Below are 23,625 nucleotides of genomic sequence, written 5' to 3' on the forward strand. Positions count from 1 at the left end.
AAAGCAGGGTTTTGACTGGGTAACCGGTCGGTTGTTCCGAGCCAGGGAGGAACCGATCCGGCCTAAACGAGTCCATGAACTGACTACAAAATTTGTCAGGAAGAGACTTATGACTGCGATCCAACCCCAAGTGATTGAGCACAAGCCTCCATTCTGGAGCCGCCCTCGCCTGTTCCTCGGTGCCTGTGTCGTGGTGGTTGCCGGTATCGGCGGCGCGATCTACACCCAGGACAGCGTCAAATCCGCCGCCACCCTGGTGACCACCACCCAGCAGCCGGCCGCGCAGATCATGGCGCACAAAGACTACCTGGAAGTGCAACCCATCGCCGCCGCCGCCGCAGAGCCGGACAAGAGCCTGGAACTGTGGGCGATTCCCAAAGACGGCACGCCGATCTCCCTGGGCCTGTTGCCGGAGGACGGCAAAGGCATTATCGGCCTGAACCCACGCCAGCAAGCGTCCATCAGCAAACCGGTGGAGTTGATGGTGAGTTCGGAAACCAAAGGCGGCTCGGTGAGCAAACAGCCGACCGGGCCCACTGTCTATCAGGGCGCACTGGCCAGCCGCTGATATCCCAATACCACAACCCAATGTGGGAAGGGGCTCGCCCCCGATGGCGTCGATTCAGTCACCTATTTACTGACTGAATCAATACCACCGGGGGCAAGCCCCCTCCCACATTTGGCCCTTCGTGTGCCTGGGTTTACGCCGCGCTGAACAACTTGTGCGGATCAATCACAAACTTCTTCGGCACGCCCGCATCGAACTCGCCGTAGCCCCGTGGTGCGTCGTCCAGGCTGATCACCTGCACGCCGACGATCTCGGCGATGTTGATGCGGTCCCACATGATCGCCTGCATCAGCTGGCGGTTGTACTTCATCACCGGGGTCTGGCCGGTGTGGAAGCTGTGGGATTTGGCCCAACCCAGGCCGAAACGGATGCTCAGGCTGCCCATTTTCGCGGCGGCGTCGACGGCACCCGGATCTTCGGTGACGTACAGGCCCGGGATACCGATCTTGCCCGCTACGCGCACTACACCCATCAGCGAGTTGAGTACGGTGGCAGGGGCCTCTGCCTTGACGCCATCGTGGCCATGGCCGCGCGCTTCAAAGCCCACGCAGTCGACCGCGCAGTCCACTTCCGGCTCGCCCAGTAACGCGGCGATCTGTTCGTGCAGCGGCGTATCGGTGGACAGGTCTACTACTTCAAAACCCTGGGCCTTGGCGTGAGCCAGGCGGATGGAGTTGACGTCACCGACGATCACCACTGCCGCACCCAGCAGACGCGCCGACGCAGCAGCGGCCAGGCCAACCGGGCCGGCACCAGCGATGTACACGGTACTGCCTGGGCCAACGCCCGCCGTCACCGCGCCGTGGTAGCCCGTCGGCAGAATGTCGGAGAGGCAGGTCAGGTCGCGGATTTTCTCCATGGCCTTGTCGCGGTCCGGCAGTTTGAGCAGGTTGAAGTCGGCGTACGGCACCAGCACGTACTCGGCCTGGCCGCCGGTCCAGTCGCCCATGTCGACGTAGCCATAGGCACCACCGGCACGGGCCGGGTTGACGGTCAGGCACACGCCGGTGTGTTGCTCTTTGCAGGAACGGCAGCGCCCGCAAGCCACGTTGAAGGGGACGGAAACCAAGTCGCCGATTTTCAGGTTTTCGACGTCGCTGCCCTTCTCGATCACTTCACCGGTGATTTCGTGACCGAGCACCAGGCCGGTCTGGGCAGTGGTACGGCCGCGCACCATGTGTTGGTCGGAGCCGCAGATATTGGTGGAGACCACGCGCAGGATGACGCCGTGCTCGATCTTCCTGCCACGGGGGTCCTGCATTTTGGGATAGTCGATTTTCTGTACTTCGACCTTGCCGTTGCCGAGATACACGACACCACGATTACCAGACATGCTTTCACCTCGCTGTTGTTTTTATGGAACTGCGTTGCCGTCAAATGGGCAGCGCGTTAAGTGCTCGGGTACAGATGCTGTTGCTTGTGTTGTTTGTCAGGGCCTCATCGGGGGCAAGCCCCCTCCCACATTTTGATTTGTGCACGCATTCAACTGTGGGAGGGGGCTTGCCCCCGATAGCGGCAGTCATAGCACCACTGTCCTATTGGCATTCAAGAACACCCGCCGCTCAATGTGATACCCAACCGCCCGGGCCAATGTCAGCCCTTCGATATCGCGCCCCTTGGCAATCAAATCCTCGGGATAGTGGCTGTGATCCACCACCTCCACGCCCTGGGCGATGATCGGGCCTTCGTCCAGGTCGTTGTTGATGTAATGCGCAGTGGCGCCCACCAGTTTCACGCCCTTGTTGTACGCCTGGTGATACGGCTTGGCGCCCTTGAACCCCGGCAGCAATGAGTGGTGAATGTTGATGGCCTTGCCATCGAGCTTGCGGCACAGCTCCGGCGACAGCACTTGCATATAGCGCGCAAGAATCACCAGTTCGGCACCGGTGTCTTCCACCACTTGCCACACCTGACGCTCCTGGGACGGTTTGTCGTTGGGGTCGAGGGGGAAATGGTAGTAGGGAATCTGATGCCAGTCGGCCAATGGCTTGAGATCGGGGTGGTTTGACACCACCGCCACCACGTCCATCGACAATTGGCCGATACGCTGGCGGTACAGCAGATCGTTCAGGCAGTGATCGGCCTTGGACACCATGATCACCACTTTTGGCCGGTAGTTCGGTGCCGTCAGCTCGAAGATCATGCCAAACGCCTCGCCCCGCGCAGCCAGGCCATCGCGAAAGGCTTGCTCATCGAACCCGTCGGGCTGGCGGAATTCCACGCGAATGAAAAACCGGCCCGAGAGGCGGTCATCGAACGAATGGTGCTCGGTGACGTAGCAGCCCTGCTCGAACAGGTAGCGGGTGACCGCGTCCACCGTGCCGAGCACGCTGGGGCAGTCGGCGGTCAAAATCCATGTATCGGGTGCGCGGCTCATGGGTTATTCCTCAGGCTTGGACACTCAGGCCGAATTCCGCCGAGGCATCCTGCAACCACAGCCACCAGTAATCCGAGAAGCTGCGACGGATCACCAGCTCCCAGGTGTCTTCGGCGGTATGGCGGATCACCAGTTGCGACTTGGCGAACACCGTGCCTACCGCTTTGCCCACTGGGAAATTATTGGGGTGCACGTCGTAGCTGGTGGATTTCATCAGCACATCGCGCACGTTCGGGCCGCTGAGTTCGAGGATCTGCTGGCCGCCGCTGACGTTGACCACCTGAATATGCAGGTCGCCCAGCGCGGCACGCAGGTTCTGCTCTGCGGCGAATTCCTCACCGCTCGGCACCACCAACAGCCACTCATCCGGGCCGAGCCATTGCAGGCTGGTTTCGCCTTTGACGATAACTTGCAGGGCGCCGGGCAATTCGATGCCCAGGGCCTTGTGCACACCGGCGGCGAACGCGGCATCGTGACCATCGCCACGAATGGTCAGGTGGCCGAGCAGTTTCTTTTCGCGCACGGTCACACCGGCGTTCTTGCGGCCCTTACCGACCAGACTGGCGAGGTCGGCATGGTGCAGCGACGACTCGGCCTTGGCGCCGGTAGTGGGGCGTTGTTGGTACACATTGGCTGCTGTCATAAAGCACCTGTTCTGAATTCTGTTGTGTGGCTACTGGCGTCATCGGGGAGCAACCCCCCTCCCACAGGGGGGGGGGGCTTGCTCCCGATGGCCGCGCCTCGGTCTATCAAATGTTCTGGCGATCCCCTTTCGGGTCGAAGAACACCGAAGACACAATCTCAGCCTCGATCACGCTGCCATCGGCCTGGGGCGAGAACACCCGTTCGCCGATGCGCTTCAAGCCGCCTTTCACCACGCCCATGGCAAACGAATAGCCCAGGGAGTTGTGCGCGTAGCTGGAGGTGACGTGACCAACCATCTTCATCGGGATCGACTGCTTCGGATCGAGCACCAGTTGCGCGCCCTCCGGCAGCCACACCTTAGGATCAATCGGCTTGAGGCCCACCAGTTGCTTGCGCTCTTCGCGCACGCAGTCTTCACGGTTCATGCCGCGCCAGCCGATCCACGAGAACGGTTTGGTACGACCGACGCACCAGCCCATGTTGAGGTCGTCCGGGGTCATCGAGCCGTCGGTATCCTGGCCGACGATGATGAAGCCCTTCTCGGCCCGCAGTACGTGCATGGTTTCGGTGCCGTACGGAGTCAGGTTGTACTTCTTGCCGGCGGCGACAATCTGTTCCAGCACGCCCATGGCGTAGTCGGCCTGCACGTTGACTTCGTACGACAGCTCACCGGTAAACGAAATGCGGAACACCCGCGCCGGCACACCGCCCACCAAACCTTCTTTCCAGGTCATGAACGGGAAACCGTCCTTGTCCAGGTCGATGTCGGTGACTTCCGCCAGCAGCTTGCGGCTGTTGGGGCCGGACAGGGTCATGGTCGCCCAGTGGTCGGTGACCGAGGTGAAGTACACCTTGAGGTCCGGCCATTCGGTTTGCTGATAGATTTCCAGCCACTGCAGCACGCGGGCGGCGCCGCCGGTGGTGGTGGTCATCAGGAAGTGGTTGTCGGCCAGGCACGCGGTCACGCCGTCGTCGAAGACCATGCCGTCTTCCTTACACATCAGGCCGTAGCGCGCCTTGCCCACGTCGAGCTTGGTCCAGGCGTTGGTGTAGATGCGGTTGAGGAACTCACGGGCGTCCGGGCCCTGGATGTCGATCTTGCCGAGGGTGGACGCATCCAACAGGCCGACGCTGTCGCGCACGGCCAGGCATTCGCGTTTCACCGCGGCGTGCAGGTCTTCACCGTTGCGCGGGAAGTACCAAGGACGTTTCCACTGGCCGACGTCTTCGAACTCGGCGCCATTCTTGACGTGCCACGCGTGCAGCGCGGTGTAGCGCACGGGTTCGAAGATATGCCCACAGTGCCGGCCCGCTACGGCGCCGAAGGTGACCGGCGTGTAGTTGGGACGGAACATGGTGGTGCCCATCTGCGGGATGGTCACGTTCAGCGAGCGCGCAGCGATAGCCAGGCCGTTAACGTTGCCCAACTTGCCCTGGTCGGTGCCGAAGCCCAGCGCGGTGTAGCGCTTGACGTGCTCGACCGACTCAAAGCCTTCGCGGGTGGCCAGCTCGATGGCGGCAGCGGTAACGTCGTTCTGCAGGTCGACGAATTGCTTCGGCGCCCGTGCGGTCGCTTTGTCGTGCGGCACCTGGTAGATCGCCAGGGTAGGTTCTTCCAGACGGCTCAGGGCCTTTGGCAGAGTGCCTTCCACCGGCGCGAAACCGGCTTCGCTGGCGGCGCGCACGCCCCCTTCAAAACCATCGGCCAGGGAATCGCCGAGGCCGTAGACGCCGTTGATACCACCGACGCACACACGTTTCTGCGGCGCTTCGCCGGGGACGAAACCGAGAATGTCTTCACGCCAGATCGGCTTGCCGCCCAGGTGCGAAGCCAGGTGAACCACCGGGCTGTAGCCGCCGGAGCTGGCTACCAGGTCGCAGTCCAGCCACTCGCCGGGGCTGGTGACTTTATGGGCCTTGACGTCAATCGCGGCGACACGCGCAGCGGTCACGCGCTTGGTGCCACGGGCTTCGACCACGGCGCTGCCGGTGAGGATGCGGATACCTTTGGCGCGAGCTTCTTCCACCAGTGCACCGCGTGGGTTGTGGCGCACATCGGCGACAGCCACCACGGCCAGGCCGGCGTCGAACCAGTCCAAGGCCACGCGATAGGCGTGATCGTTGTTGGTCGACAGCACCAATTTTTTACCCGGTGCCACGCCGTAACGGCGCACGTATGTGGAGACCGCACCGGCCAGCATGTTGCCCGGCACGTCGTTGTTGCCGTACACCAACGGACGCTCGCAGGCGCCGGTGGCCAACACCACGCGTTTGGCACGCACACGGTGAATGCGCTGGCGCACCACGCCGATCGGCGCACGGTCGCCGAGGTGATCGGTGAGGCGCTCGTGAATGGTCAGGAAGTTATGGTCGTGGTAGCCGTTGACCGTGGCGCGGGGCAGCAGCACCACGTCCGGCAGGCTTTTCAATTCGGCGATCACACTGGCGACCCACTCGCTGGCGGGCTTGCCGTCCAGGCTTTCGCGGGAGTCGAGCAACGAACCACCGAACTCTTCCTGCTCATCGGCGAGGATCACGCGGGCGCCGCTACGCGCAGCCGCCAGCGCCGCCGCCAGCCCGGCAGGGCCTGCGCCCACCACCAGCACGTCACAGTGACGGTTGAAGTTGTCGTAGGTGTCCGGATCGTTCTCGGTCGGCGAGCGGCCCAGGCCGGCGGCCTTGCGGATGTACTTCTCGTAGGTCATCCAGAACGATTGCGGGTACATGAAGGTTTTGTAGTAGAAACCCGGCGGCATCAGCTTGCCGCCGACCTTGCCGAGAATGCCCATCATGTCGTTGTTGACGCTCGGCCAGCCGTTGGTGCTGGTGGCGACCAAACCTTGATACAGCGCCTGTTGTGTGGCGCGTACGTTAGGAATCTGGGTGGCTTCGGTGGCGCCGATCTGCAGCACTGCGTTCGGCTCTTCGGCACCGGCGGCAAAGATGCCGCGAGGGCGCGAGTACTTGAAGCTGCGGCCAATGATATCGACGCCGTTGGCCAGCAACGCGGCGGCCAGGGTGTCGCCTTCAAAGCCCTTGTAGGTCTGGCCGTTGAAGCTGAAGGTCAGGACCTTGTTACGGTCGATCCGGCCACCGTTGGACAGGCGATTGATCTGGCTCATACCTTCTCTCCAGAAGCCTTGGCGGTGAATTGCGGCTTCTCGCCAATCTTGTAGGTTTCAAGAATTTCGTAGGTCACGGTGTCGCGGGTCGCGTTGAAATACTGGCGGCACCCGGCGGCGTGAATCCACAACTCGTGGTGCAGGCCACGGGGGTTGTCGCGGAAGAACATGTAGTCGCCCCACTGCTCGTCGGTGCAGGCGTTCGGGTCCAGCGGGCGCGGGATGTGCGCTTGGCCGGACGCGTGGAATTCCTCTTCGGAGCGCAGTTCGCCACAGTGAGGACAGAAGATATGCAACATAGGGAATTTCTCCTGTTAGTGGGCGACGGCGGCAGCGCCGTGTTCGTCGATCAACGCACCGTTGTGGAAACGGTCGATGGAAAAAGGTGCCGCCAATGGGTGCATTTCACCCTTGGCGAGGCTGGCGGCAAACACGTTGCCTGAGCCCGGCGTGGCCTTGAAGCCACCGGTGCCCCAACCGCAGTTGAAGAACATGTTCGGCACCGGGGTCTTGGAGATGATCGGGCACGCATCCGGGGTGGTGTCGACGATGCCGCCCCACTGGCGGTTCATGCGTACGCGCGACAGCACCGGGAACATCTCGACGATGGCCTGGATGGTGTGCTCGATCACCGGGTACGAACCGCGCTGGCCGTAGCCGTTGTAACCGTCGATACCGGCACCGATCACCAAGTCGCCCTTGTCGGATTGGCTGATGTAACCGTGTACGGCGTTGGACATGATCACGCTGTCGATAATTGGCTTGATCGGCTCCGACACCAGCGCTTGCAGCGGGTGGGATTCGATTGGCAGGCGGAAACCGGCGAGCGAAGCCATGTGACCGGAGTTACCGGCAGTGACCACACCAACGCGCTTGGCGCCGATAAAGCCCTTGGTGGTTTCCACACCGATGCACACGCCGTTTTCCTTGCGGAAGCCGATCACTTCGGTTTGCTGGATCAAGTCCACACCGAGGGCGTCGGCGGCGCGGGCGAAGCCCCAGGCCACGGCATCGTGACGGGCCACGCCGCCACGCCGTTGCACGGTGGCGCCGAGCACCGGGTAGCGGGTGTTTTTCGAGCAGTCCAGGTACGGAATCTCGTCGGCTACTTGCTTGGCATTCAGCAGCTCGCCATCCACGCCATTGAGGCGGTTGGCGCTGACGCGACGCTCGGAGTCACGGATGTCCTGCAGGGTGTGGCACAGGTTGTAGACGCCACGCTGGGAGAACATCACGTTGTAGTTCAGGTCCTGGGACAGGCCTTCCCACAGTTTCATCGCGTGTTCGTACAGGTGCGCCGACTCGTCCCACAGGTAGTTGGAACGCACGATGGTGGTGTTGCGCGCGGTGTTACCGCCGCCCAGCCAGCCTTTCTCGACCACGGCCACGTTGGTGATGCCATGCTCCTTGGCCAAGTAGTAAGCGGTCGCCAGACCATGCCCGCCGCCGCCGACGATGACCACGTCGTACACCTTTTTAGGGGTCGGCGTGCGCCACATCTTCTGCCAGTTTTCGTGATGGCTGAGTGAGTGCTTGAAGAGGCCGAAGCCCGAGTAGCGTTGCATAGTCATTACTCCAATACCGCGCTCAGCGATAAACCGGGAAATCAGCGCACAGGGCAGACACGTGCTTGGCCACGTTAGCCTCGACATCGGCGTCGCCGAGGTTGTCGAGGATGTCGCAGATCCAGCCAGCCAACTCGATGCACTGCGGCACTTTGAAACCACGCGTGGTCACCGCCGGGGTGCCGATGCGCAGGCCCGAGGTCACGAACGGCGACTGCGGGTCATTCGGCACGGCGTTCTTGTTGACGGTGATATGGGCGCGACCGAGGGCGGCATCCGCCTCTTTGCCGGTCAGACCCTGACGGATCAGGCTGACCAGGAACAGGTGGTTATCGGTGCCGCCGGACACTACATCGTAGCCGCGTTTGATAAACACGCTGGCCATGGCCTGGGCGTTATCGATCACTTGTTGCTGGTAAGCCTTGAAACCCGGCTCCAGCGCTTCCTTGAAGCACACCGCCTTGCCGGCGATCACATGCATCAGCGGGCCGCCCTGGGCGCCAGGGAACACGGCGGCGTTGAGCTTCTTCTCGATCTCTTCGTTGGCCTTGGCCAGGATCAAGCCGCCACGCGGACCGCGCAGGGTTTTGTGAGTCGTGGTGGTGACCACATCGGCGTAAGGCAGCGGGTTCGGGTACAGACCGGCGGCAACCAGGCCGGCGACGTGGGCCATATCGACGAACAGCAGCGCGCCCACCTTGTCGGCGATCTGACGGAAACGGGGGAAATCCAGAGTCTTGGAGTAGGCGGAGAAACCGGCCACCACCATCTTCGGCTTGTGCTCCACCGCCAGGCGCTCGACTTCGTCGTAGTCGATCAGGCCGGTGTCGGTGTTGATGCCGTATTGCACCGCGTTGTACAGCTTGCCCGAGGACGACACTTTAGCGCCGTGGGTCAGGTGACCGCCGTGGGCCAGGCTCATGCCGAGGATGGTGTCGCCGGCATTGATCAGCGCCAGGTACACCGCGCTGTTGGCGGACGAACCGGAGTGCGGCTGCACGTTGGCGTAATCGGCGCCGAACAGTTGCTTGGCGCGCTCGATGGCCAGGGCCTCGACTTTATCCACATGCTCGCAGCCACCGTAGTAGCGCTTGCCTGGGTAGCCTTCGGCGTATTTGTTGGTGAGGCCGCTGCCTTGGGCTTCCATCACCCGCTTGCTGGTGTAGTTCTCTGACGCGATCAGCTCGATATGATCTTCCTGGCGCTGCTCCTCGGCATTCATCGCCGCCAGCAGTGCGTCGTCATATCCCTGAATCTGGTCTTGTTTGCTGAACATCGCGTCTCTCCCAGCCTTTCGTATTGTTAAGGCCCTCGCAGGGCCCTTTGATGCGATGGTAGGGCTGGCGTAGACAGGTCAAATGCCTGCGCACGCCACGCAAAGGTGCGTTTACGACATTACCGAATCAACACCAAATAAATGTGGGAGGGGTTAAGCAATGATGTGGCGCAGGAGTAACAGCAGGAGGAAGTGCATGGGATACAGGGCGTAGGCCCAGCGGCGCATTGCTGGCGGCGAGGTGCTGTGGGCATGTCGCAATAAGACCAACCCCGCCCATGGCGCAATCAGGCACGCGACCAGCCCCAACAGCGCCACCGGCGTGCCGCTATTGAGCAGGATCTGCCATTGATTGGCGGCCACGCAGACCAACCCTGGCAACACACTGAAATACCAAGGCCGGCGAAATACCAGCAACATCGCCAGGGACAGCAATACACCAAACAATCCGAACATTAAGTGCGCTGAAAATACCGCCGCTATCGTGACCGCGATTAACGCCAATCCTCGATCAATAAACGTCTTCTGCTGCCATCCTCGGGCAACCAGCAGGCCCAGCGCGAGGGTCGGCAACACGTTCAACGTATCGGCATCCTCGATAAACAAGCGATACGGTACTTCGCTGATTACGCTGAACAGCAGCAACCAGCCCAGGTAGCGCCATTGACCCGTTACCGGGGCGTTGCGAACCCGGTGCAGGTTCGCCGCAATCGCCAGGCAAAACCACGGGAACGCCAGCCGCCCCGGCACGTACAGGCCGTCCAGGCTCAAACCGACATAACGCAGGTGATCCAGCACCATACTGAGCAGCGCCAGCCACTTGAGCAGGTCCAGAGCGCCGTCTCGGACGGGTCCGACAGGCAAGGTGTGAGCGCTGTGCATAATTCCCCAGTGACTTTGCATTTACAGTGCGTGCGCACGCCCAACAATCTTGGTTACAGTGCGCACCAATATCGACCACAGGAACGGGCCATGACCGACAAGAGCCAACAATTCGCCAGTGACAACTATTCGGGCATCTGCCCGGAAGCCTGGGCCGCCATGGAACAAGCCAACCACGGCCATCAGCGCGCCTACGGCGACGATGAATGGACCCACCGCGCCGCCGACGGTTTCCGCAACCTGTTCGAAACCGACTGCGAAGTGTTTTTCGCCTTCAACGGCACCGCGGCCAACTCCCTGGCGCTGTCGTCTCTGTGCCAGAGCTACCATAGCGTGATTTGCTCGGAAACCGCCCACGTCGAAACCGACGAATGCGGCGCGCCGGAGTTTTTCTCCAATGGCTCCAAGCTGCTCATCGCCCGCACCGAAAACGGCAAACTGACCCCAGAGTCGATCCGCGAGGTCGCCCTCAAGCGCCAGGACATCCACTACCCCAAACCCCGCGTAGTCACCCTGACCCAAGCCACCGAAGTCGGTAGCGTGTACACCCCCGAAGAAATCCGCGCCATCAGCGCCACCTGCAAGGAGCTGGGCCTGAACCTGCACATGGACGGCGCGCGTTTCTCTAACGCCTGTGCGTTCCTTGGCTGCTCGCCGGCCGACCTGACCTGGAAAGCCGGGGTGGACGTGCTGTGCTTTGGCGGCACCAAAAACGGCATGGCCGTGGGCGAGGCGATCCTGTTCTTCAACCACAAGCTGGCCGAAGACTTCGACTATCGCTGCAAACAGGCCGGCCAACTGGCCTCGAAGATGCGCTTCCTCTCCGCACCTTGGGTAGGCCTGCTGGAAAACGACGCCTGGCTCAAGCACGCCCGCCACGCCAACCACTGCGCGCAGTTGCTGAGCAGCCTGGTGGCGGATATTCCCGGCGTGGAGCTGATGTTCCCGGTGCAGGCCAACGGCGTGTTCCTGCAACTGTCGGAACCGGCCATCGCCGCGCTGACAGCCAAGGGCTGGCGCTTCTACACCTTCATCGGCAAAGGTGGGGCGCGCTTCATGTGCGCGTGGGATACCGAAGAAGAACGCGTAAGGGAACTGGCCGCGGATATCCGCGAAGTGATGAACGCCTGAGACGGGCGAATAGTGGCGCTGTGCCGAGACTGTTATTTGTTATTTCCGACAGCAACGCAGCGAGCTTTCATTGACTAGCCTCTTGGAACCCGCAAGGAAATCGCCGCTGCAGCGGCTGCCCTCGCGGGTACTACCACCCGCCGAACAATCGGCTGGAAACGGAAATCCAGAAGAGGTTTGAATCATGGAATATCAAAGCACCGGCAGTACCCTGAAAAGCGACGGCACTGTCACCACCACCGTTATCGACTGGGACGAGTTCAGAAAAACCGCCCAAATCGGCGACACTATCCGCGAGCCGTCGAGGACGCTGCGGATCTATGACAAAGTCTATGAATTGACAGCTTCAGGCCAGCACTTCGTCGTACACATCTACGCTCAATAACCGTTAACCTTCGCGCATTCCCACGCACTGCGTGGGGATGCCGGGGCTGCGAGCTGGCAGGCCAGGCACGTTCATTCGAGCGATCAGTACTCGATACGCACATCGCCCTTCGGCACACTGCAGCACGACAGGATGTAGCCTTCGGCTTCATCATCCTCGGTGATCCCACCGTTGTGCTCCATCTCCACTTCCCCACCCAGCTTCAGCACCTTGCACGTGCCGCAGATGCCCATGCCGCAGGCTTTGGGGATCATCAGGCCAAGCTTGGCGGCGGCGGCGTGTACGGTTTCGCCCGGCGCCACGCGGATGCTCTTGCCCGAGGTAATGAACTCCACTTGGTGCAGGTCCGCCAGGTCGACTTCCGGCGCGTCGGCGGCTTGTTCGGCTTGCTCCACCGCATCGGCGCGGGCTTCGGGCGGCGTGGCGCCGAAGGATTCCTCGTGGTAGCGCGTCATGTCGAAACCGGCGGCTTCCAGCAGGCGCTTCACGGCGGTCATGTAGGGCGTTGGGCCGCAGCAGAACACTTCGCGCTCCAGGAAGTCGGGCACCATCAGTTCGAGCATCTTGTGGTTCAGGTAACCGCGGTAACCGGCCCAGGGTTCGCCCAGGCCGTGCTTTTCGCAGATCAGGTGCAGGCTGAAGTTATCGATCCGCGACGCCATGTGCTCCAGCTCGCGGTGGTAGATGATGTCTTTGGGCGAGCGGGCACTGTGGACAAAGGTCATGTCGACATTGGCATTGGTGTCGTAGAACCAGCGCGCCATCGACATCACTGGCGTAATTCCCACGCCGCCGCTGAGGTACAGCACTTTCGGACTGGGGAAGTCGATGGCGTTGAACAGCCCCACCGGTCCGTGCACCGCCAGCTCCTGGCCTTCATGCAAAGTGTCGTGCAACCAGTTGGACACCTTGCCGCCAGGCACGCGCTTGATGGTCACCGAGAAGCTGTAGGGCACCGATGGCGAGCTGGAAATGGTGTAGGAGCGCATGATCGGCTGCCCGTCGATTTCCAGCTCCAGAGTCACGAATTGCCCTGGTTTGAAAAAGAACAGGATCGGCTGGTCGGCCATAAAGCAAAAGGTGCGCACATCCCAGGTTTCCTGGATGACTTTGACGCAACGGACGATGTGCCGACCATTGGCCCAGGTCTGGGTGGTTACCGGATTCAGGAAATTATTGGACATGTTGTTCTCCACCGCCGAGGTCGGCCTTATGGTGGCGATTCTGCGTAACGCGAGAACCGCCCACTTACCTATCTGCGACATTCACATACTTATCGCGACCAGCCCCCATACCACGGGGCTTGCGCGTCGGGATCAGAGTGGGCCATGTCGCTCATGGATAAGGTTCGCCGCATCAGCAGCCCCACACTCGCTCCCAACAACGACGCTTTCTTTACGCCTTGCTGCACACCTGATCAGCCACTATTCGCCGGCCACACAGAATGGCCATGAGGACCTACACGATGGACGTCACCGCAACCTTAAGCTTGGGCGATCCGCTGGAACCCGCACGCAAGGCCACCGCGCAAATGCTGCAAGAGCGCGAGCGCACCTTTTCGCTGCCGCAGCCGTTCTACTGCGATGAGCGTTTGTTCGATATCGACATGCAGGAGATCTTCCAGAAAGAGTGGTTGATCGCCGGCATGACCTGCGAGATTCCGACCAAGGGCAACTACCTGACCCTGCAAGTGGGCAAGAACCCGATCATCGTGATCCGTGGCGCCGAGGGCGTGGTACATGCGTTCCACAACGTGTGCCGTCACCGTGGCTCGCGCCTGTGCACCAGCGACAAGGGCAAGGTGGCCAAACTGGTCTGCCATTATCACCAGTGGACCTACGAACTGGACGGCCGCCTGCTGTTCGCCGGCACCGAGATGGGCGCCGACTTCGACATGAATCAATACGGCCTCAAGCCGGTCAACGTGAAGACCGCCGGCGGCTATATCTTCATCAGCCTGGCCGAAAACCCGCCGGCCATCGATGACTTCCTGTCGACCCTGAACCACTACATGGAACCCTACGACATGGAGAACACCAAGGTGGCGGTGCAAACCACCTTGATGGAAAAGGCCAACTGGAAACTGGTGCTGGAGAACAACCGCGAGTGCTACCACTGCGGCGGTTCGCACCCGGAGCTGCTCAAAACCCTGCTGGAATGGGACGACGTCACCGACCCACGCGCCGACCAGGCATTCAAGGACCACGTCGCCGCCTCGGCCGCTGCCTGGGACGCCGAGAAGATCCCGTACGCCCACGCCAGCTTCGGCCTGCGTAACCGCATCGTGCGGATGCCGCTGCTCAAGGGCACCGTGTCGATGACCCTCGATGGCAAACAAGGTTGCGCCAAGCTGATGGGCCGCATCAAGAACCCGGACCTGGGATCGATGCGCATCCTGCACCTGCCGCACTCGTGGAACCACTGCATGGGCGACCACATCATTGTGTTCACGGTGTGGCCGATCAGCGCGCAGGAAACCATGGTCACTACCAAGTGGCTGGTACACAAGGACGCGGTCGAAGGCGTGGACTATGACGTGGAGCGCATGCGCCAGGTCTGGGACGCCACCAACGACCAGGACCGTCGCCTGGCAGAAGAAAACCAGCGCGGCATCAACTCCACGGCCTATCAACCGGGCCCGTACTCCAAGACTTATGAGTTCGGCGTGGTGAATTTCGTGGACTGGTACAGCGAGCGCATGCTGAGCAACCTGGGCGCAGCACCGGCGCCTTACCTCAAAGGCGTGGCGGCACACGAATAAACGATCCTAATCGTTGGAACTGTGGGAAGGGGCCTGCCCCCTCCCACAATCGAACCTCGCACTGCTTACTATTTGATCAGATCTCTCCCAGCCCCCTACCCGCCTGCCTTCCAGCCTTTGCCCAACAACTTATCCACAGAGCCACCCACAGCAATTGTGGGCAACTGCGCCAATTACCCAGAAATAAGTGAAGAAAATCCGTGACTTATTCAAGTTACGGGTTTGGGTGTGCATTTGATCATTTTTCGATCAATACGCTACAAGCCAATAAAATCGTGGCTTGTAGCACTACGTGAACACCTTATCCACAGAAGCGCCAACAGACTTTGGGGGCAACTTGCACGGCACTGTGGAAAACCGCGGCAACCCTGCATAAATCCAGGCTTTAGCACTATTCCAGCGCTTCAATCAGCGAATTGATCACTTTTTAATCATTTCGATCAAGGCCTTTATCTTTAAGGCTTGTAGCCGATAGCAAACATCTTATCCACAGAAGCGCCAACAGACTTTGGGGGCAAGTACAAATACCCCACCACGCTTATCCACACGCAAAACGCTTAAAAAACCGGGGCTTAGCCTGGTTGTTTTTCATACAGCAGGCTGCAGCCCTTAATTTACCTGAGCTACAGGCACCCACGAACACCTTATCCACAGCCAGACACACAGCGATTGTGGGTAACGTCCTAGGTGGTATTCGTCTGTACAAAAAACACTCCGCATCTACACTCACCTTTGCAGTTAATTTCACCAGCCTGGGTTAGTGCGGAAGTCCTTGGCGGGATAAACGGGAGGACCAACAGTGATGTGGCAGGGCATACCCAGCCATCACTGCGCCAAAGGTTTTACGCTGATTGAATTACTACTGACGCTGGCCTTGCTGGCCACGCTGGCGACAGTGGCTTATCCGCTGACAGCATTGATGGGCAAACGCGACCGAGAACTCGACTTGCAACGTTCGTTGCGAGAGATACGCCGCGCTATTGATTCCTACAAAGAAGCCAGCGACGACGGGCGCATCGAAAAGAGCGTCACTGCCAGTGGTTACCCGCCCTCTTTGCAGACATTGGTCGATGGCGTCACCGACCAGACCAACTTGCAAGGTCAAAAACTCTATTTTCTGCGACGCATTCCTCGCGATCCTCTCTGCGAATGTCCCGAACTGGCAGCGGAAAAAACCTGGCAATTGCGCAGTTACAAGAGCAGCGCCGATAACCCACAAGAGGGAGAAGATGTATTTGACGTTTCATCCCGCAGCACTCGGGAGAGTTTGAATGGAACGTTGTACAGCCAGTGGTGAGCGCGGTTTTACCCTGATCGAATTGCTGGTGGTGATGGCCATCATCGCCACACTCATGACGCTGGTCACCCCCCAGTATTTTCGCCAGCACGCCAAGGCCCAGGAAACCGTGCTGCGCCACAACCTCTCCACCATTCGCCAGGCGCTGGATCAATACCGCGAAGACCACGGCGAGAACCCCGACTCCTTGCAAGCCCTGGTGGACCGCCGCTACCTGCGCGAAATCCCTCTGGACCCGCTGACCGGCAAGCGCGACACCTGGCAACTGCAACCCTCCGACGAACAAGGCCTGGGCGACGTACGCAGCGGCGCACCGGGCACCGCTAACGATGGGACGGCCTATGCAGACTGGTAAGCAGCGCCAGCACGGCTCGGTGTTCATGGGCATGCTGGTGACGGTGGCCGTCGTGGCCGTGATGTTAATGGAGACGGGCACGCTGTGGTCCAGCGTGTTGCAGCGCGAACGCGAACTGGAACTGCTGGCGCGCGGCAACGAAATTCGCCGGGCCATCGGCCTGTACTACAAGGCCGGCAATGCCTTTCCCAAGTCCCTCGAAGACCTGGTGCTTGACCGGCGCCAACCGACCGTCAAGCGCTACCTGCGCCGGGTCTACGCCGACCCGCTGACCGGCACCACCGAGTGGGGCGTCGTGCCAGGGCCGGGCGACACCATCATGGGCGTGTTCAGCCAGGCCAAGGGCACGCCGTTCAAGCAAGGCAACTTTGCGGTCATCAATCAAAGTTTTACAGGGCAAGGCAGTTATCAAGGGTGGGTGTTTCTGTATGGCTCTGTACAGAGTAACCCTGCAACCCGCGTCACTCCTCTGGGAGATCAGCTGACTCGATGATTTCAACGATATGAACACACTGATCGTTCCAGCAGTTCGGAACTTGTTTATCTGGATTGAAGGTGGACTAGAGCATGAATAAGTACATGAAGAGTTTTATCAAATGGACAGTGCCTGCTTTGTGTTTGGTACCGACCTTGAGTTGGGCACATGGTGCTCTGGATATCCCGGCATCACGTGCGGTGAATTGCCAGGCTACCGGAGGCTACTGGCAATCAGAGGATGGGTCCTCCATTGTGGATAAAGGTTGCCGAGAATCAGCCACGCTATTTGGTACCCCTGCCCAAAAAGTATTCGCCGCGCAACAATGGCATGAGGTTTCACACATCCCAGGGATTAATAATCCATCGATGGATCAGATTAAAGCCATTATCAAAGACGGCCAGATCTGTGCTGCAAATGACCCCAGAAAAGCCAGCCTGGATTACCCAACGCCCTACTGGACCAAGACTGACGTGACGTCCGGACAGCCGCTGACCCTCCGACTTATTGGTACCGCCCCCCACGTACCCAGCAAGTTCTATACATTTGCCAGCAAACCAGGCTTCAATTCGGCCACGGACAAATTGAAGTGGAGCGATCTGGTGCAGTTGGGCCAGGAAGAGATATTTGAAGTTGCGAAAACAAACTGGCAAACGCCACCCAGACTACCCGGTGCATCGGGCTACTTCGAAACAGTAAGAACTATCCCGAATGGGCTTTCGGGCAATGGGTTGATTGTCGGCATCTGGGTACGGGACGACCCGAATGGAGAGTTTTTCATTTCGTGCTCGGACGTGAACTTCACAGGTGGAGGTGTGCCTGAGAAACTTCACAATATCGGTACGTTTATCAATGGCGACATGAGTACGCTCAAACCTGGCGACTCCGTGCACTATCGGATTTTTGGTAACGATGGGGCAAAAAAAGAACTGGTCGATATCATTCATAAAATCAGCGCAGCAAATCTGCCGCCTGTTCAATGGGGCAAAGAAATAGCCGACCAAGTCAATCCCTCCATCGCCAAAATCGGCGAGCTAGAGGGCTCGATCGTTACTTACAACGTGCAAAACCCTTTAAGCAACTCGACTTATGCCACTCAACAAGGTTACAGCCAGGCGATGTCGATCATTGCAGGTGAAGGCCCAAGCCCTGTTAATCCGGCGCCACCTATAGCACGGATCACAGGTCCCACTGCATTGAAGTCGGGCGAGACCTTCACATTCAGTGGCACTACGTCAACGGGGAGCAATGGCCCGTTGTTGTATCAATGGGCCGTCCCCGGGATGACGGGCGCACAGAATGGCGCGACCATCAGCGGCAAGGCCTACCAAGTCCCAGAAGTAACCACGTTTGAAGCACGATTGATCGTTCGGGACCAGCAAAACGGTAAAACCGATCCGGCGAAGCTCTCCTTTACCGTAGAACCTGCAAGCGGAGACACGGATTACCCTCAGTGGAAACCGAATGGCGGCTATAACAGCGGCTCACAAGTATCCAATTATGGAGTGAAGTACCGGTGCAAACAGGGATCGGCAGGCGCATGGTGCGGGCAGAATGAAAATGAACCCGGCAAACCCGGTTCCACTTTCTGGCAGCGCGCATGGGATGTTGTTCCTTGAGCCACTGGCATATGCACTGACTTGATAACAGCAAGTGCCAAACGTTATAGGGCGCCTTACGGCGCCTTATATCGCGCAACGCTACAATTGGAAGCAGTACTGGTTATAACGCAGTCCTACCGGCGGTGCCCGCTTCCCCAGCGGGCCGGAAGAGTTGATCACAACCGCCGAGTATCGCCATGCGCACACGCATACTTATCACCCCCTTCCAACGCGCCTTTACGCTGCTGGAACTGCTGGTCGTCCTGCTGATCATCGCCCTGCTCGCCGGCTATGTAGGACCCAAGATGTTCGACCGCCTGGAGCTGGCCAAGGTGCAAACCGCCCAAGGCCAGATGAAGTCCATCGCCGATGCGTTGAACCAGTACCGCCTGGACAACGGCAACTACCCCGACGAAGCCCTCGGCCTGAATGCGCTGACTACGCGGCCCGCCAATGCGGCCAATTGGCAGGGGCCTTACTTGAAGACGTTGCCACCTGACCCCTGGGGCAACCCATATCTCTACAAAAACCCGGGCACCCCGCCCAACGACGCCGAGATCATCTCCCTGGGCCGCGACGGCAAGGCCGGCGGCGTCAACACCTACGCCGACATTGTCTACGGGCTGTAACGGCTCATGTGCGCGCTGCGGATTGTTCTGACGCTGCTGTGCCTTACGGGCACCGCCCAGGCCAATTGCTGGCAACTGGCGGCCAGTCGTTATCACGTTGATCCGCTCCTGCTGTACGCCATCGCCAGGGTCGAGTCCGGCCTCAACCCCCGTGCGCGCAATATCAATGCCGACGGCAGCCAGGACATCGGCCTGATGCAGATCAACAGCCGCCACTTACCGGCATTGGCGCGGTTCGGCATCACCGAACAGCACCTGATCACTCAGCCTTGCACCAGCGTGATGGTCGGCGCGTGGATCCTGGCCGGTTTTATCCGCGAAAACGGCTACGGCTGGCAGGCCGTAGGCGCCTACAACGCCGGGCCCAAGCCGGACCGCGAGGCGCGCCGTACGCGTTACGCCCTGGCGGTGTGGCGTTACTACGGCGAGTTGCTGCAACAGCGCCGGAAACTGGCGAGGCAAACGCCATGATCGAAATAGACGCCCGCATCATCCGCGACGGTCATTTGCAGTCCCTGCACCTGCAAGCCGTTGACCTGGCCCAGGCGCGCCAGCAATTGCAGGCCGACGGCGCCCAGGTCATCTCGCTCAAAGCCCGTCGCCAACTCAAACTGCCGAGCCGGCGCTCCAAGTTCGCCCTCGGCTTGTTCATCCAGGAATTGGTGGTGCTGCTGGACGCCGGCCTGGTGCTGGTAGAAGCGGTGGAAACCCTGCGCGACAAAGCACCGCCGGGGATAAATCGGCAGGTCATGAGCGAGCTACTGGCCTCGATGTATGAGGGTAACTCGCTGTCCAGGGCAATGCAGCTCAAGCCGCAGACGTTTCCTTCATTGCTGATCGCCACCGTGGCGTCCTCCGAACACAGCGGCCAATTGGCCGTAGCCCTGCGCCGCTACCATCACTTTGAAGCGCATTTGGAAACCGTGAAAAAACGCGTCAGCGGTGCCCTGATGTACCCCCTGGTAGTGCTTAGCGTGGGTGCGTTGATCCTGTTGTTTTTGCTGTTCTTCGTGATCCCGCGTTTCGCCTCGGTGTTCGACGCCGTCGCCGACTTACCCGCCACCGCGCGCTTCATGGTGTGGTGGGGCGCGCTGGTAGACGCACGCGGCATGGAGTTGCTGATCGGCCTGGCGCTGGCGGTAGGTGCGCTGGTGCTGCTGTTTCGCAGCGCCGGGTTCAAGCGTCGCGTGGCCGAGCTGTTCTGGAAGATTCCGAGCCTGGGCGCCCAGCGCACGCTGTTCATCCTGGCGCGTTTCTACCGCACCGCGGGCATGTTGCTGATGGGCGGGATGCCGGTGGTTACGGCGGTAGAGCTCTCCGGTGCCTTGCTGCCGGTGGAACGCCAAGCGGCCCTGCGCCAGGCCATGACCGATATTCAGGCCGGTCAGCCATTGTCCACCTCCCTGGCCCGCCACCAACTGACCACCGCCGTCGCCGAACGCCTGTTGCGGGTAGGCGAGCAAAGCGGCGAATTGGCAGCGATGTGCGAGCGCATCGCGCAGTTTCACGATGAAGCCTTGGAGCGCGCCATCGAGCTGTTCAGCAAGGTCTTCGAGCCCTTGTTGATGCTGGTGGTGGGCGGGCTGATCGGCCTGATTGTGTTCATGTTGTACATGCCGATTTTTGAACTGGCAGGTTCCATCCAGGGGTGACGCAATGAGCGACAACACGCACAAGTGGCAGGCGCTGGCGAGCCAACGGGGCATGACATTGGCGGCCTACCTCACCGAATTGCTGACCACCGCCCCTGACCAACTGCACACAGTCGCCGAGCCGTTGGGGCTGCTCCCCATCGGGCCTGAGCAGCTGGGCGAAGACTGGCGTTTCGACCTGTTGCCCCTGCCCCAGGCACTGCTGCATAACGTGCTGCCCCTGGATCACCTGGGCCAACCCTGCCTGGTGCTGGGCGACCCCTTTACCCTGGCCAGCCGACACTGGTTGCAGTCTTCCAGTACCCTGCGCCAACTGCCTCTGGCCATGAGCCTGCCCGGTGCGGTCAACGCCCAGTTGACCAAAGCCGAAGCCAGCCAGCGGGTGATGCAACCCTTCGGCGAAGATGACCCTGACGCACCGATCGGCCAGGCCGCCCAGGAAATATCCTTGAGCAGCATCGCCCGCGACGACAATCTGGTGGTGCGCCTGGTCAACTCCATGCTGTTCGATGCGCTACAAAGCCGCGCCAGTGACATCCATGTGGAAACCACTCCCGGTGGATTGGTGATCAAGTACCGCATCGACGGCGTGTTGCAGCAGATGGGCCAGGCCAGCGGCATGGACATGGCCGAGCAGGCGCTGTCGCGGATCAAGGTGTTGTCGGAGCTGGATATCGGTGAGCGACGCGTGCCCCAGGACGGGCGTTTCAAGATGAAGATCCAGGGGCGCGAAGTGGATTTTCGTGTGTCGATCATGCCCAGCATCCACGGCGAAGACGCGGTGCTGCGCATCCTCGACAAATCCCAGCGCGGCGAATCCCTGAGCCTGGAGGCCCTGGGCCTGGCCGCCGACACCATCGCCCGCATCCGCGCCCTGGCCAGCGAGCCCTACGGCATGCTGCTGGTCACCGGCCCCACCGGCAGCGGCAAATCCACGACCCTGTATGCCGCGTTGTCGGAGACCAACACCGGCGAGAAAAAAATCATCACCATCGAGGACCCGGTGGAATACGAACTGCCCGGCGTGCTGCAAATTCCGGTCAACGACAAGAAGGGCCTGACCTTTGCCCGTGGCCTGCGCTCGATCCTGCGCCACGACCCAGACACGATCCTGGTGGGCGAAATCCGCGATGGCGAAACCGCGGGCATCGCAGTGCAGGCGGCGCTGACCGGGCACTTGGTGATGTCGTCGGTACACGCCAATAGCGCATTCAGCGTACTCGAACGTTTCACCTATATGGATGTGGACCCGGCGAGTTTCGTCGAAGCCCTCAACGGCGTGGTCGCCCAACGCCTGGTGCGGCGCATCTGCGCAGATTGCGCGGTGGAGGCCGAACCCGACTCGGACATTGCCCGCCTCGCCCAGTTGCCCGAGGCCCAGTTGAAACAAGGTCACTACCGCGTGGGCAAGGGCTGCGACGCTTGCCGCCACACGGGTTATCGCGGCCGGCTGGCCCTGGCGGAGGTTCTGAGCATGAACGACACCATCAAGGAGGGTCTGCTGGCGCGCAGCTCAGCGTCCATTCTGCGGGAGCTGGCCCGTGGAGCCGGCCATGTGTTTATTCGCGACATTGCCCTGGCCCACGCCGCCCAGGGCGACACCACGCTCAAGGAGATCCACCGTGTCATTTCCCTTTATTGAGCACGTGGTGTGGCTGCATCGCGACGCTGCCGAGTGGGCCGCACGCGCGCGCTGGCGTGGCGCACCTGTCTGGCACGCGCAATGCAAAGGTACCCCGCTGGCCGCCTGCGCCGAACTGTTGGAGCAGGCGCCGCGCGGACGCGTGAATTTCCTTGACCGGGCCACGGTGCTGCTGGGTTATCCCCATGTGCATTACCTGCTACTGCCGTGGCAACCCGAGGTGTACAGCGCCCAGGACTGGCAAGGTTTCGCCGAGGGGATGTTCAGCCAGCAGGCCAATATCGATGCCGAGCACTGGCAAGTGCAGGTCGCCGATAGCCCGTTCGGTCAACCGCGCCTGGCGGTCGCCACACCACGAGAATTACTGCTGGACCTGCGCGAACTGTTCAAGCTCAACCGCTTGCCGCTGGTGACCTGCACCCCCGTGCTGACGGCGGTCGCCCAACAGTACTGGCGGCACCTGCCTGACGATTGCGTGGTGGCCGTGCCCGAGGCCGGCAGCCTCAGTTGCCTGTATCGACACTTGGGCATCATCGATCAGGTATGCGTGATCCCCACCCAACCCGGCAGCACCTTGAGCGACAACTTGTTTACCGCCGACCTGCTGGTCGAGCGGCATGCCCCGGCCACGCTCGTGGTCAGCAACGCGCCGGCGGAGCATCGCTTGGGGCCCGTGCACCCGTGGCTGGAGGAGGCGCCATCATGAAAGCCAGGCTCGCCGGTGTCTGGCAACAGTTGCGCGCGCCCAGCGCACCGCGTGTCGATTTCCAGCGCCCCGCCCCCACCCACCGCGCCCTGGTGGCCGCGCTGTGGTTGATGACGAGCCTGTTACTGGTGAGCACTTGGCATCACTGGCAACGCATGGTGCACCAGCAGCAACAGACCGATGTGCTGGAGCAGCAATTTATCCAACTGACCCGCCGTCAGGAGCAGTTGATTCAGGCGGCCATCCGCTTGTCGCCCCAGCAAAGACAACAACTGGCGAGCTTCGCCCAGCAAAAGGCCACACCGTTTGCCTTGATGGATGGCGTGGCCCAGGCCTGGTCCAAGGAGATCGCCCTGACCCGCGTAGAGGTCAACACCCAGGCTCAAGTGCTGCACCTGGATCTGGAGGTGAAACAACTGGGCGATGCCTTTCGCTTCGTGGACCGGCTCCAGGCCCAGCCTGGGGTGCAAGTGAACCTGCAACAAAGCGCACTGAAGAGCAACGACCCGCAGCATCCAGTGCAGGTCAAACTCACCGTTGGCGCAGGGTAGCCGGC

Annotated in this window: 23 protein-coding genes; 14 read left to right on the forward strand and 9 right to left on the reverse strand. The window is 60.8% G+C overall.

What is annotated here, in order from left to right; genetic code table 11:
• Positions 1 to 109 precede the first annotated feature (109 nt).
• Entirely contained in the window at positions 110 to 568 is a 459-nt protein-coding gene (locus YA0848_RS13280) for an anti-sigma factor domain-containing protein (protein ID WP_040267110.1), read from the forward strand.
• 133 nt (positions 569 to 701) lie between these two features.
• Here the strand turns inward: YA0848_RS13280 and fdhA are convergent, their stop codons facing one another.
• The 8 genes from fdhA to YA0848_RS13320 all read right to left on the reverse strand — a co-directional run bounded on the left by fdhA (position 702) and on the right by YA0848_RS13320 (position 10,435).
• Positions 702 to 1,901, reverse strand: coding sequence for a formaldehyde dehydrogenase, glutathione-independent (gene fdhA, locus YA0848_RS13285; protein ID WP_017530750.1), 1,200 nt, complete (start codon positions 1,899 to 1,901; stop codon positions 702 to 704).
• A 186-nt stretch (positions 1,902 to 2,087) separates the two neighbouring features.
• A complete protein-coding gene (gene purU / locus YA0848_RS13290; RefSeq protein WP_034101145.1) occupies positions 2,088 to 2,945 on the reverse strand; it encodes a formyltetrahydrofolate deformylase in 858 nt (285 codons plus the stop codon).
• Positions 2,946 to 2,955: 10 nt separating this feature from the next.
• Positions 2,956 to 3,588, reverse strand: a complete 633-nt coding sequence (locus tag YA0848_RS13295) for a sarcosine oxidase subunit gamma (protein WP_024077781.1) — start codon at positions 3,586 to 3,588, stop codon at positions 2,956 to 2,958.
• 106 nt (positions 3,589 to 3,694) lie between these two features.
• Positions 3,695 to 6,712 carry a sarcosine oxidase subunit alpha gene (locus tag YA0848_RS13300; protein ID WP_034101146.1) on the reverse strand — a complete coding sequence of 1,006 codons (3,018 nt, stop codon included), beginning with the start codon at positions 6,710 to 6,712 and terminating at the stop codon, positions 3,695 to 3,697.
• Positions 6,709 to 7,011: a sarcosine oxidase subunit delta gene (locus tag YA0848_RS13305; protein WP_003194855.1), complete on the reverse strand. Its 303-nt coding sequence runs from the start codon at positions 7,009 to 7,011 to the stop codon at positions 6,709 to 6,711. Before YA0848_RS13305 ends, YA0848_RS13300 begins: the two co-directional genes overlap by 4 nt.
• Before the next feature lie 15 nt (positions 7,012 to 7,026).
• Positions 7,027 to 8,277: a sarcosine oxidase subunit beta gene (locus YA0848_RS13310; protein ID WP_034115307.1), complete on the reverse strand. Its 1,251-nt coding sequence runs from the start codon at positions 8,275 to 8,277 to the stop codon at positions 7,027 to 7,029.
• A 22-nt stretch (positions 8,278 to 8,299) separates the two neighbouring features.
• Complete coding sequence (glyA, locus tag YA0848_RS13315; protein WP_034101149.1) at positions 8,300 to 9,553, reverse strand: serine hydroxymethyltransferase; 1,254 nt, start codon at positions 9,551 to 9,553, stop codon at positions 8,300 to 8,302.
• Positions 9,554 to 9,706: 153 nt separating this feature from the next.
• Positions 9,707 to 10,435, reverse strand: a complete 729-nt coding sequence (locus YA0848_RS13320; protein ID WP_169903038.1) for a TraX family protein — start codon at positions 10,433 to 10,435, stop codon at positions 9,707 to 9,709.
• Positions 10,436 to 10,525: 90 nt separating this feature from the next.
• On the opposite strand from YA0848_RS13320, the gene YA0848_RS13325 reads away from it, so the two are divergent.
• Positions 10,526 to 11,566: a threonine aldolase family protein gene (locus YA0848_RS13325; RefSeq protein WP_040267097.1), complete on the forward strand. Its 1,041-nt coding sequence runs from the start codon at positions 10,526 to 10,528 to the stop codon at positions 11,564 to 11,566.
• Positions 11,567 to 11,750: 184 nt separating this feature from the next.
• Complete coding sequence (locus YA0848_RS13330; RefSeq protein ID WP_169903037.1) at positions 11,751 to 11,951, forward strand: hypothetical protein; 201 nt, start codon at positions 11,751 to 11,753, stop codon at positions 11,949 to 11,951.
• Between the two features lie 83 nt (positions 11,952 to 12,034).
• Here YA0848_RS13330 and gbcB read toward each other — a convergent pair whose 3' ends face one another.
• The gene (gene gbcB / locus YA0848_RS13335; protein WP_034115310.1) at positions 12,035 to 13,135 is read right to left on the reverse strand and encodes a glycine-betaine demethylase subunit GbcB; all 1,101 of its coding nucleotides are present in this window, start codon (positions 13,133 to 13,135) and stop codon (positions 12,035 to 12,037) included.
• 281 nt (positions 13,136 to 13,416) lie between these two features.
• Between gbcB and gbcA the strand changes: the two genes are divergently transcribed.
• The 11 genes from gbcA to YA0848_RS13390 all read left to right on the forward strand — a co-directional run bounded on the left by gbcA (position 13,417) and on the right by YA0848_RS13390 (position 23,620).
• Entirely contained in the window at positions 13,417 to 14,712 is a 1,296-nt protein-coding gene (gbcA, locus tag YA0848_RS13340; RefSeq protein ID WP_034101156.1) for a glycine-betaine demethylase subunit GbcA, read from the forward strand.
• Between the two features lie 802 nt (positions 14,713 to 15,514).
• Entirely contained in the window at positions 15,515 to 16,009 is a 495-nt protein-coding gene (locus tag YA0848_RS13345) for a type II secretion system protein (RefSeq protein WP_034101157.1), read from the forward strand.
• Positions 15,984 to 16,364: a type II secretion system protein gene (locus YA0848_RS13350; protein WP_034101158.1), complete on the forward strand. Its 381-nt coding sequence runs from the start codon at positions 15,984 to 15,986 to the stop codon at positions 16,362 to 16,364. Before YA0848_RS13345 ends, YA0848_RS13350 begins: the two co-directional genes overlap by 26 nt.
• Positions 16,351 to 16,857, forward strand: coding sequence for a hypothetical protein (locus YA0848_RS13355; RefSeq protein WP_047882489.1), 507 nt, complete (start codon positions 16,351 to 16,353; stop codon positions 16,855 to 16,857). The genes YA0848_RS13350 and YA0848_RS13355 overlap by 14 nt, the downstream gene beginning before the upstream one ends.
• Positions 16,858 to 16,931: 74 nt before the next feature.
• Positions 16,932 to 18,458 carry a lytic polysaccharide monooxygenase gene (locus YA0848_RS13360; RefSeq protein WP_169903035.1) on the forward strand — a complete coding sequence of 509 codons (1,527 nt, stop codon included), beginning with the start codon at positions 16,932 to 16,934 and terminating at the stop codon, positions 18,456 to 18,458.
• A 179-nt stretch (positions 18,459 to 18,637) separates the two neighbouring features.
• The gene (gspG, locus tag YA0848_RS13365; RefSeq protein ID WP_169903034.1) at positions 18,638 to 19,069 is read left to right on the forward strand and encodes a type II secretion system major pseudopilin GspG; all 432 of its coding nucleotides are present in this window, start codon (positions 18,638 to 18,640) and stop codon (positions 19,067 to 19,069) included.
• Between the two features lie 6 nt (positions 19,070 to 19,075).
• Entirely contained in the window at positions 19,076 to 19,540 is a 465-nt protein-coding gene (locus YA0848_RS13370; RefSeq protein WP_034101162.1) for a transglycosylase SLT domain-containing protein, read from the forward strand.
• Positions 19,537 to 20,721, forward strand: coding sequence for a type II secretion system F family protein (locus tag YA0848_RS13375; protein WP_034101163.1), 1,185 nt, complete (start codon positions 19,537 to 19,539; stop codon positions 20,719 to 20,721). The genes YA0848_RS13370 and YA0848_RS13375 overlap by 4 nt, the downstream gene beginning before the upstream one ends.
• Before the next feature lie 4 nt (positions 20,722 to 20,725).
• The gene (locus tag YA0848_RS13380) at positions 20,726 to 22,363 is read left to right on the forward strand and encodes a GspE/PulE family protein (protein WP_169903032.1); all 1,638 of its coding nucleotides are present in this window, start codon (positions 20,726 to 20,728) and stop codon (positions 22,361 to 22,363) included.
• Complete coding sequence (locus tag YA0848_RS13385; RefSeq protein WP_244192356.1) at positions 22,344 to 23,069, forward strand: hypothetical protein; 726 nt, start codon at positions 22,344 to 22,346, stop codon at positions 23,067 to 23,069. Before YA0848_RS13380 ends, YA0848_RS13385 begins: the two co-directional genes overlap by 20 nt.
• Complete coding sequence (locus YA0848_RS13390; protein ID WP_034115314.1) at positions 23,066 to 23,620, forward strand: hypothetical protein; 555 nt, start codon at positions 23,066 to 23,068, stop codon at positions 23,618 to 23,620. The genes YA0848_RS13385 and YA0848_RS13390 overlap by 4 nt, the downstream gene beginning before the upstream one ends.
• Positions 23,621 to 23,625: the final 5 nt, after the last annotated feature.

This window comes from Pseudomonas sp. S4_EA_1b, assembly GCF_016307435.1.
Lineage (GTDB): Bacteria > Pseudomonadota > Gammaproteobacteria > Pseudomonadales > Pseudomonadaceae > Aquipseudomonas > Aquipseudomonas rhodesiae.

Coding starts and splice junctions, on each gene's coding strand:
- YA0848_RS13280 (WP_040267110.1), top strand. CDS start 110: ATGACTGCGATCCAACCCCAAGTGATTGAGCACAAGCCTCCATTCTGG.
- fdhA (WP_017530750.1), bottom strand. CDS start 1,901: ATGTCTGGTAATCGTGGTGTCGTGTATCTCGGCAACGGCAAGGTCGAA.
- purU (WP_034101145.1), bottom strand. CDS start 2,945: ATGAGCCGCGCACCCGATACATGGATTTTGACCGCCGACTGCCCCAGC.
- YA0848_RS13295 (WP_024077781.1), bottom strand. CDS start 3,588: ATGACAGCAGCCAATGTGTACCAACAACGCCCCACTACCGGCGCCAAG.
- YA0848_RS13300 (WP_034101146.1), bottom strand. CDS start 6,712: ATGAGCCAGATCAATCGCCTGTCCAACGGTGGCCGGATCGACCGTAAC.
- YA0848_RS13305 (WP_003194855.1), bottom strand. CDS start 7,011: ATGTTGCATATCTTCTGTCCTCACTGTGGCGAACTGCGCTCCGAAGAG.
- YA0848_RS13310 (WP_034115307.1), bottom strand. CDS start 8,277: ATGCAACGCTACTCGGGCTTCGGCCTCTTCAAGCACTCACTCAGCCAT.
- glyA (WP_034101149.1), bottom strand. CDS start 9,553: ATGTTCAGCAAACAAGACCAGATTCAGGGATATGACGACGCACTGCTG.
- YA0848_RS13320 (WP_169903038.1), bottom strand. CDS start 10,435: ATGCACAGCGCTCACACCTTGCCTGTCGGACCCGTCCGAGACGGCGCT.
- YA0848_RS13325 (WP_040267097.1), top strand. CDS start 10,526: ATGACCGACAAGAGCCAACAATTCGCCAGTGACAACTATTCGGGCATC.
- YA0848_RS13330 (WP_169903037.1), top strand. CDS start 11,751: ATGGAATATCAAAGCACCGGCAGTACCCTGAAAAGCGACGGCACTGTC.
- gbcB (WP_034115310.1), bottom strand. CDS start 13,135: ATGTCCAATAATTTCCTGAATCCGGTAACCACCCAGACCTGGGCCAAT.
- gbcA (WP_034101156.1), top strand. CDS start 13,417: ATGGACGTCACCGCAACCTTAAGCTTGGGCGATCCGCTGGAACCCGCA.
- YA0848_RS13345 (WP_034101157.1), top strand. CDS start 15,515: ATGTGGCAGGGCATACCCAGCCATCACTGCGCCAAAGGTTTTACGCTG.
- YA0848_RS13350 (WP_034101158.1), top strand. CDS start 15,984: ATGGAACGTTGTACAGCCAGTGGTGAGCGCGGTTTTACCCTGATCGAA.
- YA0848_RS13355 (WP_047882489.1), top strand. CDS start 16,351: ATGCAGACTGGTAAGCAGCGCCAGCACGGCTCGGTGTTCATGGGCATG.
- YA0848_RS13360 (WP_169903035.1), top strand. CDS start 16,932: ATGAATAAGTACATGAAGAGTTTTATCAAATGGACAGTGCCTGCTTTG.
- gspG (WP_169903034.1), top strand. CDS start 18,638: ATGCGCACACGCATACTTATCACCCCCTTCCAACGCGCCTTTACGCTG.
- YA0848_RS13370 (WP_034101162.1), top strand. CDS start 19,076: ATGTGCGCGCTGCGGATTGTTCTGACGCTGCTGTGCCTTACGGGCACC.
- YA0848_RS13375 (WP_034101163.1), top strand. CDS start 19,537: ATGATCGAAATAGACGCCCGCATCATCCGCGACGGTCATTTGCAGTCC.
- YA0848_RS13380 (WP_169903032.1), top strand. CDS start 20,726: ATGAGCGACAACACGCACAAGTGGCAGGCGCTGGCGAGCCAACGGGGC.
- YA0848_RS13390 (WP_034115314.1), top strand. CDS start 23,066: ATGAAAGCCAGGCTCGCCGGTGTCTGGCAACAGTTGCGCGCGCCCAGC.